Here is a 15988-nt window from a genome sequence, read left to right as displayed (position 1 = left end):
GGGTGACGGAAAGCCCCCAATCCTACCGCGTCCTGGCGCGCAAGTACCGGCCCGAGACCTTCGACCAGCTCGTCGGTCAGGATGCGATGGTGCGCGTCCTCTCGGCCGCGTTCGAGACCGGACGCATCGCGCAGGCCTTCGTGCTGACGGGCATCCGCGGCACCGGCAAGACGACCACCGCCCGCATCATCGCCAAGGGGCTGAACTGCGTCGGCCCGGACGGGAACGGCACCGAGACGGTCACGCCCTGCGGCGTCTGCGCCGAATGCGTAGCCATCCAGGAAGGCCGGCACGTCGACGTCCTCGAGATCGACGCCGCCTCGAACACGGGGGTGCAGAACGTCCGCGACGCGATCATCGACACGGTCGCCTACGCCCCCTCCCGCGCGCGCTACAAGGTCTTCATCATCGACGAGGTGCACATGCTCAGCACCTCGGCGTTCAACGCCCTCCTCAAGACCCTCGAGGAGCCGCCCGCCCATGTGAAGTTCATCCTCGCCACGACGGACATCCAGAAGGTGCCGGTCACGGTCCTCTCGCGCTGCCAGCGCTTCGACCTGCGCCGGATCGAGCCGGAGGCGATGGTCGCCATGCTTCAGGACATCGCCGAGCGCGAGGGAGCCACCGTCACCGACGGCGCCGCCGCGCTGCTCGCGCGGGCGGCAGAGGGATCGGCGCGCGACGCGCAGTCGCTGCTCGACCAGGCGATTGGCCGGGGCGCGGGCGCGGCGGTCGACGCGGAAGGCGTTCGCGCCATGCTGGGCCTGGCGGATCGGGGGCGGGTGCTGGACCTCTTCGACCTGATCCTGCGGGGCGACGCCGCCGGCGCCCTGCACGAGCTCGCCGCCCAGTATGCCGACGGCGCCGATCCGGCGGCCGTCCTGAAGGGGCTGGCCGAGGCCACGCACTGGACGAGCGTCATCAAGATCACGCCCGAGGCGGCGGACGATCCCGGCACCTCGCCGGACGAACGCGACCGCGGCCGCGCGATAGCGGGCGCCGTCCCCATGCGGGTCCTCTCGCGTATGTGGCAGATGCTGCTGCGCGCGGGCGAGGAGGTGGCATCGGCGCCGAACGCGCTCATGGCCGCCGAGATGGCGGTGATCCGGCTGACCCATGCCGCGGACCTGCCCTCGCCCGACGACCTGATCCGCAGGTTGAAGGACGCTGCGCCCCGGGACACTCTGCCAGGCAACCCAGCATCGGATGGCGCGCCCGCGCCGACGCGGCAGGCCGCCGCCCCCCCGCCGCCAGCCGCGCGCGTCGCCAACGGCGGGCCCGTGGCCAGCCCCGGCGCGCTCGCCCGGTACGGGCGGTTCGAGGACGTCGTCGCCCTGATCCGCGCGCGCCGGGACGTAGCCCTCCTCGTGGAGGTCGAGGCGGGGGTGCGCCTCGTATCCTACGCGCCCGGCCGGATCGAGTTCACGCCCGCGCCCGAGGCCAGGCCCGACCTCGCCCAGCGGCTGGGGCAGCGGCTGGCCCAGTGGACGGGCGCCCGCTGGGGCGTCTCCGTCTCCGGGGGGGGGACCGCCCTCACCATCGAGGAGGTCCGTCGCGCGAAGGCGAGCGGTCTCGAGGCCGAGGCGAAGGCCCATCCCATGGTACAGGCGGTGCTGCAGCATTTCCCGCAGGCCCGCATCACCAGGATCGAGAGTCGCGAGGCCGTCGCCGCTGAGGCGCAGGCCGAGGCGCTGGAGGAAGTCCCCGAAGAGTGGGACCCGTTCGAGGAGGACTAGAGCATGTTCAAGGGACTGGGCGGCATGGGGGACATCGGCAAGATGATGTCCGCCGCCAAGGAGATGCAGGGCAAGATGGAGGCCCTCCAGGAGGAGGCCGCCAACGCCGAGGTCACAGGCGAGGCCGGCGGCGGGCTGGTGAAGGCCACCGTCACGGGCAAGGGCGACCTGAAGGCTCTGAACGTCGACCCTTCGATATTCGTCGCCTCCGAGAAGGAGGTGGTTGAGGACCTGATCGTCGCCGCCGTCGCCGACGCGCAGGCCAAGGGCCGCGACGAGCAGCAGCGCCAAATGGCCAAGATGGCCGAGGGGCTGGGGCTGCCGCCGGGGATGAAGCTGCCCTTCTGATGACGGGCTTCGGTCACAACTCCGAGGACGAGGCCGAGGGCCGGATCGAGGCCCTGGCCGAGATGATGGCCCGTCTGCCCGGCCTCGGCCCCCGCTCGGCCCGCCGTGCGGTGCTGCACATGCTGCAGCGGCGCGATCTGTTGATGACGCCGCTCGCGGACGCGATGCACGACGTCGCCGCCGCCGCGCGCGAATGCGTCCAGTGCGGCAACCTCTCCACGGCCGAGACCTGCGCGATCTGCCGGGAGGAGCGCCGCGCCAACGGCGAGATCTGCGTCGTCGAGGACGTCGCCTCCCTCTGGGCGATGGAGCGGGCGGGTGCGTTCCGGGGCCGCTACCATGTGCTGGGCGGCCTTCTCTCGGCGCTGGACAACGTGGGCCCGGACGACCTTCGCATCCCCAGGCTGCGGGGCCGCATCGCGGACGAGGGCGTGCGCGAGGTGATCCTGGCCCTGCCCGCCACCGTGGACGGCCAGACCACCGCCCACTACGTCGCCGACGCCGTGGAAGGGTCCGCCACGGTCAGCACCCTCGCCCAGGGGGTGCCGGTCGGGGGCGAGTTGGACTATCTCGACGACGGCACGATCGGCGCGGCCCTGAGGGCCCGTCGCAGCCTCTAGACCGCGCCGGCCGGACGCCCCGGAGGCCGTCAGATCTTCGGGACGTTGTTCTCGGGGTCGTCCTCGCCTTCCTCGCCCGCTTCCTCCGCGTCCGAGGGCAGGTTGAAGAGGCTTTCGGCGTCGAGCGGCTCCTCGTCGTCAGCACGCAGGTTCTCCTCGCCCGTGTCCGAGAGCGTGAAGGTCTCGAGCCCCGCGATGGAGGAGGGCATCCGCGCCTCGGGCTCCGCGCCGAGCGACTGCTCCGTCGAGAGGAGCTTGCGCCGCTCGTCGTCCGACATCGCCTCCCCCTCCTTGGCCCTCCTCGCGGCGGCCTTCTGCACGGCTGCGTCCAGCTCGGACTGCTTGCACAGGCCCAACGCGACGGGATCGATGGGCTCGAGGTTCTGGATGTTCCAGTGGGAGCGGTCGCGGATCGACTGGATCGTCGGCTTCGTGGTGCCGATCAGCTTGGAGATCTGCGCGTCCGTCAGCTCGGGGTGGAACTTCACCAGCCACAGGATCGAGGCGGGGCGGTCCTGCCGCTTGGAGAGGGGGGTGTAGCGCGGCCCGCGCCGCGCCTCCTCGCCGTCGGCGGCCGGGTTGTGGAACAGGCGCAGCTTGTGGAGCGGATCGCCCTGGGCGCGGTCGATCTCGTCCTGGGTCAGCTGCTTGTTGGCGATGGGGTCGAAGCCCTTCACGCCCGCGGCCACGTCGCCGTCGGCGATGCCCTGGACCTCCAGCTCGTGCAGGCCGGTGAAATCGGCGATCTGCCTGAAGGAGATCGTGGTGTTCTCGACCAGCCAGACGGCGGTCGCCTTGGGCATGATGGGCAGGGCCATGTTTGATCTCCGTCGAAGCAAGCCTTCCCCGTCCGGTGAAACCGGGTGGCGGAAACCGCCGGACCTCGATTTGCGGGGATTGGCCGGGCATATAGGCGTGCGGCCGCTTCGAGGGAACCCCGAATGATTCGCGCCCTGCTATGCCTCCTGGCGCTGACCGGCGCCGCGCGCGCCGAGGATGGGCGCTCGGGCGTCTTCGACTACTACGTCCTGTCCCTCTCCTGGTCGCCGACCTGGTGCGCGCTTGAGGGGGACGGGCGCGGCGCGCCCCAGTGCGGGCAACCCTTCGGCTGGGTGCTGCACGGCCTCTGGCCGCAGAACGAGATCGGCTGGCCGAGCGACTGCCCGACCACCGAACGCGATCCCACCCGCGCCGAGGCTGCCGCGATGGCTGACGTGACGGGGACCTCGGGCCTCGCCCGGCACCAATGGCGGAAGCACGGCCGCTGCTCGGGGCTGCCGCCGGCGGATTACTTCGCCCTCTCCCGCCTCGCGCTGGGCCGCATCGAACGGCCCGACCTCCTCGAGCGGCTAGAGCGGCCGGTCGAGGTGCCGGCCGCCGTGATCGAGGAGGCCTTCCTCGAGGCGAACCCGGGCCTCTGGGCGGACGCCATCACCGTCACCTGCCGGCGGGGACGTATCCACGAGGCGCGCATCTGCCTGACCCGCGAGATGGAGTTCCGCCGCTGCGGGGCGGACGTGATCCGCGATTGCGAGCTGGAGGACGCCCTTCTAGACCCCGTGCGCCGCTAGCCTAGGAGGATCCGCAGCGCCCATTCCCCGGCGAGCGCTGCCGCCAGGGTCGCCGGCAGAAGCCCGGCCACCCAGAGGACGCTCAGCGCCAGGTCCACCGCGAGGTGGCACGTCCGGTCGATGCCCCTGTCCCCCACCCTTTCGTCCCCCTTCGCCGGACCGTCCGCACGACCCTATCCGCAGGGGATTAAGAATTTCTGAACGGGGCCGGGATCAGGCGCCGACGTTCAGGACGATCTTGCCGATATGGCCGGAAGCCTCCATCCGCGCATGCGCCTCCGCCGCACGCGCGAGGGGGAAGGCGCTGTCCATCACCGGGCGGAGCCGTCCGGCGACGACATCGGGCCAGACCTCCGCGAGGATGCGGTCGCGGATGGCGGCCTTCGCCTCCACCGAGCGGGGGCGGAGGGTGCTGCCGGTGATCGTCTGCCGGCGCGCCATGAGCGGGGCGAGGTTCACCTCGGCCCTGGCGCCGCGCAGGAAAGCGATCTGCACGAGGCGGCCGTCCTCCCGCAGGCAGGAGAGGTTCCGGGGGAGGTAGTCGCCACCGACCATGTCGAGGATGACGTCCGCCCCGCCGAGTTCCTCGACGGCGTGGACGAAGTCCCTGTCGCGGTAGTTCACGGCCATGTCGGCCCCCAGCGCCTCGCAGGCCTGGCACTTCGCGTCGGTCCCGGCGGTGACGACCACCCGCGCGCCCAGGAGCCGGGCGAGCTGGATCGCCGTCGTCCCGATCCCGGACGAGCCGCCATGCACCAGAAGCGTCTCGCCCGCCGAGAGGCTCGCGCGCATCACGAGGTTCGAGAAGGTCGTGAACAGCGTCTCGGGCAGGCAGGCGGCCTCCGCCAGGGGCAGGTCGTCGGGCACGGGCAGGCAATGCGCGGCGGGCGCGAGCGCGTATTCCGCATAGCCACCACCGGGCAGAAGGGCGCAGATGCGATCCCCCTCGGACCATCCCGAGACGTCCGCTCCCAACGCGGCGACCGTCCCCGCCCCCTCAAGCCCCGGCAGGTCCGAGGCACCGGGGGGCGGCTCGTAGGCGCCTGCGCGCTGCAGCGCGTCGGGCCGGTTCACGCCGGCATGGGCGAGGCGGACCAACACCTCGCCCGCGCCGGGACGGGGAACGGGGCGGGCGACCTCGGCCAGCACGTCGGGTCCGCCCGGACGGGCGATCTCGACGGCGCGCATGGTGTCGGGAAGGGTCATGGGTTCGTCCTAGCAGGCACGGGTGTCGGGATGTCTCGGCGTGGCCGTTCCGCCCGCCCTCAACTCCCGCGGGAGGGATCCTCGCCGAGCGCGGCGTCGTTCGCGCCTGCGACGTGCCCCGGAAGGTCGACCCGCGGGACCCGCATCGGTGGACGGACGCGCGACATCACCCACCGCGGCCCCGCGAACACGGTCCGCAGAACCGGATTCGCGTCGATCTGCGCCTTGGCCTTCTCGATCCGCATGACGTCCTCGATCCGGCGGTCCAGGAAGGCCCAGGTATCCTCGTGATCCATAGACCCGTCTCCCAGCCAGTAGAGCACGGTCGAGCCGTAGACCCCCGCCAGGGTGGCACGCTTGGTGTACCAGTTCCCGTCCCGCGAGGTGTCCCCTAGCGCGTCCCAGATGGCGTCCGCGGTCCCCCAGATCAGGCGGGTCCCGATCGGGGCGTTGTTCGGCAGCGCGAAGAATGTCGTCCCGCGGCGGACCGCCTCGACGTCCTCTATGGCCTCGATACGGGCGCGGACGGCACGGGTCACCTTCTCGCGCACCTTCATCTCGGCCAACGGCATGGCCCGCAGCGCCTCGAGCATCCTCCGGTCGCCCCGTTCGTGGAACGCCACGGCAAGGTCCAGCGCGCCCCTTGGGCAGAGCGCGCGGGCACGCGCCTCCTCCATCCTGGAATCCCGTATCGCAGCGCGGAAGGTCGCGTGCGACCAGCCGTCGAAGGCGACGTGCGGCAGGGCCGCGTCCAGAAGCGCCTCGCGGGCGGGGTCGGCGTGCATGGGCGATCCTCCTTGCAGGTGGACAAGCTAGCGGGCCTGCCTTATGGGGCCACCTTCCTGCATTCATTTGCAACTCGAACCAGAAAGGTGGTGACAACCACATGCAGGTCAGCGTCCGCGACAACAACGTCGATCAGGCCCTCCGCGCCCTGAAGAAGAAGCTTCAGCGCGAAGGCGTCTTCCGCGAGATGAAGCTCCGCCAGCACTTCGAGAAACCTTCGGAGAAGAAGGCGCGGCAGAAGGCCGAGGCGATCCGCCGGGCTCGCAAGCTCGCTCGGAAGAAGGCCCAGCGCGAAGGGCTGATGTGATCCGACGCGATCGCACGCCGCCGGGGGCGATCCCGGCACGCAAGGACCCCCGCCCCGCGCGGGGGTTTTCGTAGGGAAGACCGCCATGAGGGTCGCGATCGTGGGGACGGCCCACGTGCATGCGGCGGATTACGCCGCCGTCTGCGAAGGCCGTCCGGGAACCACCCTTGTCGGCATCGCGGCCCCGGACCCGGGCTCGCCCTTTCGGTTCCCGCCGGACGTTCCGGTCGTGGCGGAACCCGCCGTCTTGATCCCTCACGACCTCGCGGTCGTGACGGTCGACGCGCGGAGCCAGGAGAGCGTGATTCCTAGCCTGCGCGCGCCGCACCTCTTCGTCGAGAAGCCCCTGGGCGCGGATCGCGGTGCGCGCGAAAGGCTGGCCGTCCATTTGGCGGCGCGCGGCGGTACGACCAGCTTGGGCTTCTTCCTCCGGCACGGTCCCGCGCCGTGCGCGATGGCGGAGGCCGTCCGCGGGGGACGACGGCTGCGCGAGCTGCGGCTACGGTTCGCGCATGACGGACTGCGCGCCGGCTGGCTCGAAGCATGGCCCGCGCATCTGTCGCCGGAGCGTATGGGCTACGGCGCGTTCGGCGACCTCGGGATCCATCTGCTCGACGCCGCGACGCTCGTGGCCGGCCCGCTCGCGCCCGAAGCGTGCCGGCTTCGCCATCGCGCCGACGGGTTGGAGACCGGAGGATCGGCGCGCCTCGCCGGCCCGAACGGCGTGGCTGTCCATCTCGAGGTCGACGCCGCCGCGACCGAAGCTTGCCTGACGGTAGAAGCCAAGTTCGAGGACGGCACCCTGACCTGCGGCGGCCGGCTCGGCCCGCCCGGCACGGGCGCCGGGGGGCTTCCCGACCCGGCCTCGGGTTTCTCGACCGTTCTGGACGCGTTGGAACGGGGCGAGCCACCGGGCGGCGCGATCCTCTCCGACGCGGTCGCCGCCGGGCGCCTCCTCGACGCCGTGCTCGCCACCTAACCCCTCAGCTAGCCTCTCAGAACCCTCCGGATGGTCTCGACCGCGCGGCCTTCGTCCTCGCCGTAGCCGATAGTTCCGGCGAGGTTCCCGTCACGGTCCAACACGTAGACCGTGGACGTGTGGTCGACGTTGTAGTTGCCGCCCCCCAGATCCTCGCCCTTGGCCCAGTAGATCGACCAGGACCGGGCCATGTCCCAGACATCCTCCGGCTCGCCCGTGATGCCGGTGATCCGGTCCGACTGCCCCTCGAGATAGGGCTTCATCGCCTCGGGCGTGTCCCGCTCTGGGTCGACGGAGACGAAGAACCCTTCGACCTCCTCGCCCTCCTCGCCGAGGGCCCGCAGCCAGTTCTCCATCTCGTAGACGGTCGTGGGGCAGATCTCGGGGCAGTGGGTGAACCCGAAGAAGAGAAGGCTGACCTGCCCGTCGAACGCCGCCTCCGTGATGGCGCCGCCGTCATGGTCGACCAGCTCGAACGGGGCGCCGATGACGGCCTGCTGCCATGGCTGGGACCGGTTCACCCACCAATTGCCCGCCGCGAGGCCGGCGACCATCACGATGGCGGCCACGCCGGCCAGGAACAGCATCTGGATACGGGTCATCGGGTCTTCCTCCACGTGCGGGAGATCAGTTGGCCGCATGCCCGGGCGTCCGCAACCCGGTTGCGGCAAGGCGCCGCGACGCTGGGGCGGCCACCCGGCGCGCGCTCATCCGGGCCGCGACGCCGCCCCATCTCCGCGCAGCGCGTCGCGGATCTCCATCAGGAGGTCCTTCTCCGAAGGGCCGGTCGGCACCTCGGGGGCGACCTCGTCGTCCTTCCAGGCCTCCGCCTTGATGCGGTTCACCATCTTAACCAGCACGAACACGGCGGAGGCTACGATCAGGAAGTTGATCACCGCCATCAGGAAGCTGCCGACCGCGAAGACCGAGGCGCCGGCCTCCTGCGCGGCGGCGAGCGACGCGTACTCGCCCCCGTCGAGGACGTAGAACCAGCCCGAGAAGTCTATCCCGCCCGTGAAGAGCGCGATGACCGGGTTGATGATGTCCCCCACCAGCGAGTTGACGATCGCCGTGAATGCGGCGCCGACGATGATGCCGACGGCCATGTCCATGACGTTGCCCTTGGCGATGAAGTCCTTGAACTCGTTGATCATCCTGAACACCTTTCCCTCGTCCGTCCAGCGCTACGCGCCCCTGGAAGTGCGCGGATGCACATCCCTATCGCGATTCCGTAAGGTCGGGGATCCCTTTCGCCCGCTCCGCGCGCCCCTAGGTCGCGGGGGGCCGAAGCCCCGTCATGGAGACCTCTCATGGCCGATCTCTCCGACTTTCCGATCACCACCCGCTGGGTGCCCCTGGACCCCTCGAAGCTGCAGCTCTTCTCGTTCCCGACGCCGAATGGGATCAAGGTCTCGCTCATGCTGGAGGAGACGGGTCTCGACTACGAGGCGCACCGGGTGACACTCTCGGACGACGACGTCCGCTCGCCCGAGTTCCTGTCGCTGAACCCCAACAACAAGATCCCCGCCATCATCGACCCCGACGGGCCGGGCGGCGCCCCGCTGGGCCTCTTCGAGAGCGGCGCGATCATGCTCTACCTGGCGGAGAAGACCGGCCGTTTCGGCGGGGCGGGCGCCGGGGCGCAGCACGTGCGACAGTGGCTGATGTGGCAGATGGGCGGCCTCGGACCGATGCTGGGGCAGATGGGCTTCTTCGTGCGCTTCGCCGGCAAGGACTGGGACGAGCGGGCGCGGGGCCGCTACGTCGACGAGGCCAAGCGCCTCCTGAACGTGCTCGATGGGCATCTTGAGGGGCGCGAATGGGTCGCGGGCGACTACTCGATCGCCGACATGGCCATAGGCCCATGGTTGAACGCTGTCGATTTCTATGGGGCGAGGCCTTTGGTCGGCTGGGACGAGCTGGCCAACGTCGCGGCCTACTCGGATCGCTTCCAGGCCCGCCCCGCGGTGCAGCGCGCCGCGGACATCCCCCCGCGCGAGGGCTGACGCCGCGTCCGGCGGGGGAGGCTCAGCCCCTCAGAACCCCGCCGGTCGCCCGACCGACCTTCGCGACGATGGCATCAGAGACGCGGCCGATCTCGTCCTCCGTCAGGGTCTTCTCCTTGGGCTGCATCCGCACCGCGAGGGCGAGCGACTTCTTGCCCCCCTCCAATCCACGGAACTCGTCGAAGACGCGCACGCTCTCGATGAGGGACCTGTCAGCGCCCTGGGCGGCGTTCGCGACGTCCTGCGCCGCCACCTTATCGTCGACGAGGAAGGCGAAGTCCCGCTCGACCGGCTGCAGGTTAGACATCTCCAGCGCGCCGCGCGACGGACCCTTGCCCTTGGGCAGGGGGATCGCGTCGAGCATCGCCTCGAAGGCCACCGCGGGACCCTTCACGCCGAACGCCTCCAGAACCTTCGGGTGCAGCTCGCCATAGGTGCCGATCGTCGCCTTCGGCCCAAGGCCGAGTCGGGCCGAGCGGCCAGGGTGCCACCAGCCGGGCAGATCGCGGAACGTCTGGGCGCGCGGCGGCGCGCCCGCGGCGGCGAGCACCGCCTCCAGATCGGCCTTGGCGTCGAAGAGGTCGCGGGCCCGGCCCTCCCCGTGGACGTCCTTCGGCCCCGTCCGTCCGACCAGCAGCCCCGCCAAGGTCAGCCGCTGCTCGCCCGGCTCGCCGCCGTCGAAGACATACCCGCATTCGAACAGGGCGAGGTCCATGCGCCCGCGGCTCTGATTGCGGGCGGCCGCGCGCAGAAGGCCCGGCAGCAGCGAGGGGCGTAGATGGCTCATCTCGCTGCTGATGGGGTTGTCGAGGCGGACGGCCTCGCCGCCCCCGCCGAACGCCTCGGCATCTTGGCCGGCGACGAAGGAATAGGTCACCGCCTCCGCATAGCCGAGCGCGGCCGCCTGTCGGCGCGCCGCCCGCTCGCGCCGCTGCGCGGGGGTCAGGACAGGCTCAGGCACGCCCGCCGGACGAGGCATCGGCACGCCTTCCAGCTTGGCAAGGGAGGCGATGCGCGCGACCTCCTCCACGATGTCCGCATCGCCCTGCACGTCCGGCCGCCAGGGGGGCACGTGCGCCTGCCCCCCCTCGACACGGAAGCCCAGGGCCTCCAGCGCGGCGCGCTGCTCGGCCTCGGGAACATCCATGCCGACGAGGGTGCGCAGGCGGCAGGGATCGAAGGCGTAGCTCCGCGCGGTCTCGGGGATCGTGCCGGCGACGACGACCTCGGACGCCTCGCCTCCGGCATGGTCCAGGATCATGCGGGTCGCGTGCTCGATCCCCTCAGGGGTCCATTCGGGATCGATCCCCCGCTCGAACCGGTAGCGGGCATCCGAGTGGATGCGCAGCGCCCGCCCCGTCAGCGCGGTGCGGACCGGATCGAAATAGGCGGCTTCCAGGAAGACGTCCGTGGTCCCGTCCGTGACGCCGGTCGCCTCGCCGCCCATGATCCCGCCCAGGCTCTCGACGCCGTCGTCGTCCGAGATGAGGACCGCGCCGGGGATGGCCTCGTACTCCTTCTCGTCAAGCGCGACGAGACGCTCGCCCCCTTCGGCCAAGTGCACCCGCAGATCGCCCTTCACCTTGGCGGCGTCGAAGACGTGCAGCGGCCGGTTGCGATCGAAGGTGAACCAGTTCGTCACGTCCACGAGGAACGAGATGGGGCGCAGCCCGATCGCCTTCAGCTGCCGCTGCAGCCACTCCGGCGAAGGGCCGTTCCGCACGCCGCGTATGAGGCGCCCGTAGAAGACGGGGCAGGCGCCGCGCGCACCCTCGTCGATGGTCACGCCGACCGGACTGGGGAACGTGCCTTCCACCGGCGCGGCGTCCCGGGGCTTCAGCTGGCCCAGCCCGCGTGCCGCAAGGTCGCGGGCCACGCCCCGTACCCCCAAGGCGTCGGGCCGGTTGGGGGTGACCGCGATCTCGATCACGGGGTCGACCTTGCCCGGCTCGTTCGCCGCGAGCCAGTCGGCGAAGCTCTCCCCCACCTCGCCGGAGGGAAGCTCGATGATGCCGTCATGCTCGTCCGACAGCTCCATCTCGCGTTCGGAGGCCATCATGCCGTGACTCTCGACCCCACGGATCTTGCCAACCCGGATCGTCGTGCCGATGCCCGGCACGTATGTTCCCGGTTCGGCCACGACGACGGTGATGCCCTCGCGCGCGTTCGGCGCGCCGCAGACGATCTGCTTCACGCCGGCCGCGGTCCGCACCCGGCAGACCTTCAACCGATCGGCGTCCGGGTGCTTCTCGGCGGCCTCCACATAGCCGATCCGGAACGGGCGCAGCGTATCGCCGGGGTTCGTCACCCCCTCCACCTCGAGGCCGAGGTCGGTCAGCGTCTCGGCGATCTCGTCCACCGACGCGTCCGTCTCGAGATGCGATTTCAGCCAGGACAGGGTGAACTTCATGGGGGGCCTCCGCGGATCGCCGCACCCCTAGCGCGCAGCCCCGGCAAGGAAAAGCCGCGCACGAGAAAGGGCCGGGGGATCGCCCCGGCCCTGCACATCGAGTTGTGGCTACGCGCTTAGTTCTCGATGACTTCGACGTCGGTCTCCAGTTCGATCAGACCGTCGTCGGCGGGGGTCTCGCCGATCACCGGATCGGTTTCGACGGGCGCCACGGGATCGACTTCCTCTACCACGACCGGATCGGTCTCGACCGGCGCAACGGGATCGACTTCCTCTACCACGACGGGCTCGGGCTCGGGGTCTACCGTCTCGATCGCGACCGGCTCGACCTCCTCGACCTCGGCAACCTCGGGACCGTCGAACCACCCCAGCAGCCAAGCCAGAAGCAACAGCACGACGAGGACGGCGATCAGGATGCCGATCCACTTGCCGATGCCGCCGCCCTCGTTCGTCTCCGTCACCTTCGGATCGCGATAGTCCGCCATCAGTCGTCTCCTTCGTATGATGTTGCGTCGCGGGGACGCTCGGGCGGTCAACGTCGCTGCATGGGGTTCGGGTTCCCCTCCCCTCCAAAAGGGTTCGGCGGAGGATCGCCAAAAGGCCTTCCGGAGGGTCCCCGGGGGGGTTCGATGAAACCAAGCTGCCCCCCTTGGGCGTTGTGGAGGCGCAAAGGGCCCCCGGCTTCCGACCGCGCGGCCCGCACATGCGCATCGAACAGGAGACACCATGACCAAGGCAGTCACCGCAATCTACCGCACCCACGCGACCGCCGACCTCGTCCGCAAGGAGCTGCAGGACGCCGGCGTCGGCGTGTCCGACATCCACATCGTCCCCGACGATCCGGCCCCGCTCGCCGAAGGGACCACGCGTTCCGACGACGACGGCTGGAACGAGGGGCTCCATCGCCTGCACGTCCCCGAGGAGGACATGCGCACCTATCAGAACGCCGTCCGCAAGGGCGACTACGTGGTGTCGGTCGACCTCGACGGCGACGAAGGCGCCGCGCGCGTGAAGGAGATCATGCGTCGCCCCGAGGGCGAGGCCTACGACATCGACGCGATGGACAAGCTCTACGCCGGGACCGAGTACAAGCCCATGACCGGCGCCGACGCCTATGCGGCGGACGACCGCTATCTCGGCACCCGTGACCCGGCCCTGGAGGGCGAGGACAACTACGTCCGGACCTACTCGCGACCCAACCGCTACTCGTGGGACGACGACGCCTCCGCGGCCGATCCGGACCGCCGGACCGTCTGACCGCGGCGCATACGGATGTGAACGAGGGGGCGGGCCGCTACGGCTCGCCCCTTTCGCGTTCGGCATTCCGCTTCTCGACGGCCGCGAGCCATCGACCCACCAGCCAGACCGGCCCCAACACGACCGTCCAACCGGCCGCATTCAGCACGGTCAGTCGCCATTTCGCGTCATCCGGCATGTCCGACAGCCACAGCGCGACATGCGCCGCCACGACACCTACGAGCAGGAACGCGAAGGCGACGCGGCCTCTCGTTCGCAGCTGCGCCAGGGCGCCGAACCGCCGGGCGTTCCGCCCCACCGCGTGTCAGGTCCCCGCGTGCAGTGAAGGCACGGCGAGGGGCGAGAAGCCGTAATGCCGCAGCCAGCGCAGGTCGGCCTCGAAGAAGGCGCGCAGGTCGGGGATGCCATATTTCAGCATGGCGATCCGGTCGATGCCCATCCCGAAGGCGAAGCCCTGCCATTGGGCAGGATCGATCCCTCCCGCTTCCAGGACCTTGGGATGCATCATCCCCGAGCCGAGGATCTCCAGCCAGTCGTCCCCCTGCCCCAGCTTCAGCGCGCCCCCCTCCCACGAGCAGCGAATGTCCACTTCGGCGGAAGGCTCCGTGAAGGGGAAGTGCGAGGCGCGGAACCGCAGGAGGCCCTTCGGCTCGATTTCGAAGAAGGCGCCGCAGAACTCCTCCAGGCACCACTTGAGGTTCGCCATGGTGATGTCCCGATCGACCGCGATCCCTTCGACCTGGTGGAACATGGGCGTGTGGGTTTGGTCGTAGTCCGCGCGGTAGACCCGCCCGGGGCAGATCTTCCGCAGAGGCGCGCCGTTCTCCAGCATCGAGCGGATCTGCACGGGGCTCGTATGGGTCCGCAAGACGTGCGGCCGCCGCCCCTCGGGCGCAGCGAGGTAGAACGTGTCCATCTCCTCGCGCGAGGAATGGTGCCAGGGGATGTTGAGCGCATCGAAATTGTGCCAGTCGTCCTCGACCTGGGGGCCTTCGGCGACGCCGAACCCCATGTCCGCGAAGATCGCCGTCACCTCCTCCGTCACCTGCGAGACGGGATGGATGGACCCTTCCGGCCGGCGCCGGGCAGGCAGGGTAACGTCCAGCCACTCCTCGGCGAGCCGTGCCTCAAGGGCGGCGTCCCTCAAGGCGGCGGCGCGCGCGGCGAGGGCGGCGTTCAGTTCGGATTTCAAGGCGTTGAGCGCAGGCCCGGCCACCTGCCGCTCCTCCGGGGTCATGCGGCCCAACTCGCGCATCCTCAGCGCGACCTCGCCTTTCTTTCCCAAGGCCCGGACGCGCACGTCCTCGATGGCGGCCTCGTCGCCTGCTTCCGCAATCTCGCCCAGCCACCTGCCCCGAAGATCGTCCATCGCACCCGTCCGCGCCGCACCTTGCATCGGGCGCGGCCCTAGCGCCGGGCGGGCCCGCGCGCAACGGCGGCGCAACCTTGTCGCACCGTCGCGCGTTCCAGAACCGCCGGCGCCTCGTCCGGCCGCACCACCGGAACCCCGAGCATGGCTCATACCGCCGGCCCCGTGACGCCCGTTCCCGGCAGCCCTCAGACCGACCCCCCGCCCCAGCGGCCGTTCCCGCGATGGGCGGTCATCGGCATCTTCGCGATGCTCGCCGTGGCCGGCCTCGCCTATGCGCAGACCTTCCTCACGCCGGTCATCCTCGCCTTCGTGCTCGCGCTCGTCTTCTCGCCGCTCCGAAGGGCGCTCGAGCGCGTGCGCATAGCCCCCGGGCTTGCCGCCGCACTGATCGTAACGACCCTTCTCGCGCTGCTGATCGTGGCGGTCACGGCGCTGGCGACGCCGGTCCGGCAATGGACGGCCGATGCGCCGCAGATCGGCGCCAAGCTGGAGGAGCGGGTCCGCGACATCCGGGCGTCCTTCGGCGCCGACGAGGAGGGAACCTCCCTCGGGGAGGTGGTCGAGAAGGTAACCGAAGCCGCCGCCCCTGGGGAAGACGATGCCGAAGCGCCGGTCGAGGTCGTCGTCCAAGAGGAAAGCTGGCTGACCACCATAGCCAGCAGCGGCTCGGCGATCCTCATCCAGTTCATCCTGACGCTCGTGCTGCTCTTCTTCATCCTCGCATCGGGCGACATGTTCTACGAAAAGATGGTCCACGTGACGCCGCGCTTCGCCGACAAGCGCAAGGCCATCCGCATCGCACGCGAGATCGAGCGCAAGCTGTCGCGTTACCTCCTGACGATCACGGTCATTAACTTCGGCCTCGGCACGGCCGTTGGCTTGGCATTCTGGGCGCTGGGGATGCCCGATCCCCTTCTCTTCGGGGTGCTGGCCGCGCTGATGAACTACGTCCCCTATGTCGGGGCGGTCGTTGGCGCGGCCGTGGCGCTCGTCGTGGGGTTGCTGACCTTCGACGGCCTGTGGGGCGGCGTCGCGCCGGCGTTGGTCTACTACGCGCTCACCTCGATCGAGGGGCAGTTCGTCACGCCCTACGCGGTCGGTCGGAACCTCAAGCTGAACACGGTGGTCGTCTTCATCGCCGTCGCCTTCTGGGCTTGGCTCTGGTCCATCGTCGGCATGTTGCTGGCAGTGCCGCTCCTCGTGGCGGTGCGGGTCCTGTGCGAGCATGTCGACGCGCTCGAGCCGCTCGGCGACTTCCTATCAGCGCGCGGGGCCGAGCGTGAGAAGGACGACGACGAGGAGGAGCCTCCCGCCCCCCAGGGGCGCGTCGCCGCCTAGCGCGGAACGGAAAAGGGCCGCCCCCGCGGGCGGCCCTTCCTGTCGCCAAGCT

The 15988-nt window shown here is 70.4% G+C and carries 19 protein-coding genes; 9 read left to right on the top strand and 10 right to left on the bottom strand.

The genetic code is table 11. The features are described 5' to 3' along the window. Window positions 1-2 precede the first annotated feature (2 nt). Genes BCF33_RS12570 through recR form a run of 3 tightly spaced genes read left to right on the top strand, consistent with a single transcriptional unit; the run spans window position 3 to window position 2704 of the window. Window positions 3-1736 (top strand): DNA polymerase III subunit gamma/tau, encoded by a 1734-nt coding sequence (locus tag BCF33_RS12570; protein WP_106161664.1) that lies wholly within the window; start codon window positions 3-5, stop codon window positions 1734-1736. Between the two features lie 3 nt (window positions 1737-1739). Then, window positions 1740-2084, top strand: a complete 345-nt coding sequence (locus BCF33_RS12565; protein WP_106161239.1) for a YbaB/EbfC family nucleoid-associated protein — start codon at window positions 1740-1742, stop codon at window positions 2082-2084. Beyond that, a complete protein-coding gene (recR, locus tag BCF33_RS12560; protein WP_106161238.1) occupies window positions 2084-2704 on the top strand; it encodes a recombination mediator RecR in 621 nt (206 codons plus the stop codon). Before BCF33_RS12565 ends, recR begins: the two co-directional genes overlap by 1 nt. A gap of 29 nt (window positions 2705-2733) precedes the next feature. Here the strand turns inward: recR and BCF33_RS12555 are convergent, their stop codons facing one another. Next, entirely contained in the window at window positions 2734-3522 is a 789-nt protein-coding gene (locus tag BCF33_RS12555; protein WP_106161237.1) for a DUF1013 domain-containing protein, read from the bottom strand. Between the two features lie 123 nt (window positions 3523-3645). Here BCF33_RS12555 and BCF33_RS12550 point away from each other — a divergent pair, with 123 nt between their 5' ends. Beyond that, window positions 3646-4275, top strand: a complete 630-nt coding sequence (locus tag BCF33_RS12550) for a ribonuclease T2 family protein (RefSeq protein WP_106161236.1) — start codon at window positions 3646-3648, stop codon at window positions 4273-4275. Here BCF33_RS12550 and BCF33_RS14105 read toward each other — a convergent pair. The 3 genes from BCF33_RS14105 to BCF33_RS12540 all read right to left on the bottom strand — a co-directional run bounded on the left by BCF33_RS14105 (window position 4272) and on the right by BCF33_RS12540 (window position 6266). Continuing rightward, entirely contained in the window at window positions 4272-4412 is a 141-nt protein-coding gene (locus BCF33_RS14105; protein ID WP_158259422.1) for a hypothetical protein, read from the bottom strand. The two genes, BCF33_RS12550 and BCF33_RS14105, sit on opposite strands and share 4 nt — an antisense overlap. Window positions 4413-4488: 76 nt before the next feature. After that, window positions 4489-5481 carry an NAD(P)H-quinone oxidoreductase gene (locus BCF33_RS12545; protein ID WP_245883824.1) on the bottom strand — a complete coding sequence of 331 codons (993 nt, stop codon included), beginning with the start codon at window positions 5479-5481 and terminating at the stop codon, window positions 4489-4491. A gap of 59 nt (window positions 5482-5540) precedes the next feature. Next, window positions 5541-6266, bottom strand: coding sequence for a COQ9 family protein (locus tag BCF33_RS12540; RefSeq protein ID WP_106161235.1), 726 nt, complete (start codon window positions 6264-6266; stop codon window positions 5541-5543). Between the two features lie 101 nt (window positions 6267-6367). Between BCF33_RS12540 and rpsU the strand changes: the two genes are divergently transcribed. Beyond that, a complete protein-coding gene (rpsU, locus tag BCF33_RS12535; protein WP_106161234.1) occupies window positions 6368-6574 on the top strand; it encodes a 30S ribosomal protein S21 in 207 nt (68 codons plus the stop codon). Window positions 6575-6659: 85 nt separating this feature from the next. Beyond that, window positions 6660-7553 (top strand): Gfo/Idh/MocA family protein, encoded by an 894-nt coding sequence (locus BCF33_RS12530; protein ID WP_106161233.1) that lies wholly within the window; start codon window positions 6660-6662, stop codon window positions 7551-7553. Window positions 7554-7561: 8 nt separating this feature from the next. On the opposite strand, the gene BCF33_RS12525 is transcribed toward BCF33_RS12530, so the two are convergent. Together BCF33_RS12525 and mscL are read right to left on the bottom strand one after the other, a co-directional pair. Then, a complete protein-coding gene (locus BCF33_RS12525) occupies window positions 7562-8155 on the bottom strand; it encodes an SCO family protein (RefSeq protein ID WP_211292389.1) in 594 nt (197 codons plus the stop codon). 105 nt (window positions 8156-8260) lie between these two features. Continuing rightward, window positions 8261-8707, bottom strand: a complete 447-nt coding sequence (gene mscL, locus BCF33_RS12520; protein ID WP_106161232.1) for a large conductance mechanosensitive channel protein MscL — start codon at window positions 8705-8707, stop codon at window positions 8261-8263. 156 nt (window positions 8708-8863) lie between these two features. Between mscL and BCF33_RS12515 the strand changes: the two genes are divergently transcribed. Beyond that, complete coding sequence (locus BCF33_RS12515; protein WP_106161231.1) at window positions 8864-9559, top strand: glutathione S-transferase family protein; 696 nt, start codon at window positions 8864-8866, stop codon at window positions 9557-9559. A gap of 22 nt (window positions 9560-9581) precedes the next feature. On the opposite strand, the gene pheT is transcribed toward BCF33_RS12515, so the two are convergent. Both pheT and BCF33_RS12505 read right to left on the bottom strand, forming a co-directional pair. Continuing rightward, the gene (gene pheT / locus BCF33_RS12510) at window positions 9582-11969 is read right to left on the bottom strand and encodes a phenylalanine--tRNA ligase subunit beta (RefSeq protein ID WP_106161230.1); all 2388 of its coding nucleotides are present in this window, start codon (window positions 11967-11969) and stop codon (window positions 9582-9584) included. 116 nt (window positions 11970-12085) lie between these two features. Next, window positions 12086-12454 carry a hypothetical protein gene (locus tag BCF33_RS12505; RefSeq protein ID WP_106161229.1) on the bottom strand — a complete coding sequence of 123 codons (369 nt, stop codon included), beginning with the start codon at window positions 12452-12454 and terminating at the stop codon, window positions 12086-12088. 241 nt (window positions 12455-12695) lie between these two features. On the opposite strand from BCF33_RS12505, the gene BCF33_RS12500 reads away from it, so the two are divergent. After that, a complete protein-coding gene (locus BCF33_RS12500; RefSeq protein WP_106161228.1) occupies window positions 12696-13226 on the top strand; it encodes a hypothetical protein in 531 nt (176 codons plus the stop codon). Between the two features lie 37 nt (window positions 13227-13263). Here the strand turns inward: BCF33_RS12500 and BCF33_RS12495 are convergent, their stop codons facing one another. Together BCF33_RS12495 and pheS are read right to left on the bottom strand one after the other, a co-directional pair. Further along, entirely contained in the window at window positions 13264-13524 is a 261-nt protein-coding gene (locus BCF33_RS12495; RefSeq protein WP_245883823.1) for a hypothetical protein, read from the bottom strand. Between the two features lie 6 nt (window positions 13525-13530). Then, window positions 13531-14595, bottom strand: a complete 1065-nt coding sequence (pheS, locus tag BCF33_RS12490) for a phenylalanine--tRNA ligase subunit alpha (protein ID WP_106161227.1) — start codon at window positions 14593-14595, stop codon at window positions 13531-13533. A 144-nt stretch (window positions 14596-14739) separates the two neighbouring features. Between pheS and BCF33_RS12485 the strand changes: the two genes are divergently transcribed. Then, window positions 14740-15936 carry an AI-2E family transporter gene (locus tag BCF33_RS12485; protein ID WP_106161226.1) on the top strand — a complete coding sequence of 399 codons (1197 nt, stop codon included), beginning with the start codon at window positions 14740-14742 and terminating at the stop codon, window positions 15934-15936. The last annotated feature ends 52 nt before the right edge of the window (window positions 15937-15988 follow it).

The organism is Hasllibacter halocynthiae, assembly GCF_003003095.1.
Classification (GTDB): Bacteria; Pseudomonadota; Alphaproteobacteria; order Rhodobacterales; family Rhodobacteraceae; genus Hasllibacter; species Hasllibacter halocynthiae.
The sequence above is the reverse complement of the archived record's forward strand: the minus strand, read 5'-3'. Positions and strand labels throughout refer to the sequence as shown.

Excerpts from the sequence above, each read along its gene's own strand:
- rpsU (WP_106161234.1), top strand. The coding sequence starts at position 6,368 with ATGCAGGTCAGCGTCCGCGACAACAACGTCGATCAGGCCCTCCGCGCC.
- pheS (WP_106161227.1), bottom strand. The coding sequence starts at position 14,595 with ATGGACGATCTTCGGGGCAGGTGGCTGGGCGAGATTGCGGAAGCAGGC.
- BCF33_RS12540 (WP_106161235.1), bottom strand. The coding sequence starts at position 6,266 with ATGCACGCCGACCCCGCCCGCGAGGCGCTTCTGGACGCGGCCCTGCCG.
- BCF33_RS12565 (WP_106161239.1), top strand. The coding sequence starts at position 1,740 with ATGTTCAAGGGACTGGGCGGCATGGGGGACATCGGCAAGATGATGTCC.
- mscL (WP_106161232.1), bottom strand. The coding sequence starts at position 8,707 with ATGATCAACGAGTTCAAGGACTTCATCGCCAAGGGCAACGTCATGGAC.
- BCF33_RS12500 (WP_106161228.1), top strand. The coding sequence starts at position 12,696 with ATGACCAAGGCAGTCACCGCAATCTACCGCACCCACGCGACCGCCGAC.
- BCF33_RS12505 (WP_106161229.1), bottom strand. The coding sequence starts at position 12,454 with ATGGCGGACTATCGCGATCCGAAGGTGACGGAGACGAACGAGGGCGGC.
- pheT (WP_106161230.1), bottom strand. The coding sequence starts at position 11,969 with ATGAAGTTCACCCTGTCCTGGCTGAAATCGCATCTCGAGACGGACGCG.
- BCF33_RS12550 (WP_106161236.1), top strand. The coding sequence starts at position 3,646 with ATGATTCGCGCCCTGCTATGCCTCCTGGCGCTGACCGGCGCCGCGCGC.
- BCF33_RS12525 (WP_211292389.1), bottom strand. The coding sequence starts at position 8,155 with ATGACCCGTATCCAGATGCTGTTCCTGGCCGGCGTGGCCGCCATCGTG.
- BCF33_RS12515 (WP_106161231.1), top strand. The coding sequence starts at position 8,864 with ATGGCCGATCTCTCCGACTTTCCGATCACCACCCGCTGGGTGCCCCTG.
- recR (WP_106161238.1), top strand. The coding sequence starts at position 2,084 with ATGACGGGCTTCGGTCACAACTCCGAGGACGAGGCCGAGGGCCGGATC.
- BCF33_RS12485 (WP_106161226.1), top strand. The coding sequence starts at position 14,740 with ATGGCTCATACCGCCGGCCCCGTGACGCCCGTTCCCGGCAGCCCTCAG.
- BCF33_RS12530 (WP_106161233.1), top strand. The coding sequence starts at position 6,660 with ATGAGGGTCGCGATCGTGGGGACGGCCCACGTGCATGCGGCGGATTAC.
- BCF33_RS12555 (WP_106161237.1), bottom strand. The coding sequence starts at position 3,522 with ATGGCCCTGCCCATCATGCCCAAGGCGACCGCCGTCTGGCTGGTCGAG.
- BCF33_RS12545 (WP_245883824.1), bottom strand. The coding sequence starts at position 5,481 with ATGACCCTTCCCGACACCATGCGCGCCGTCGAGATCGCCCGTCCGGGC.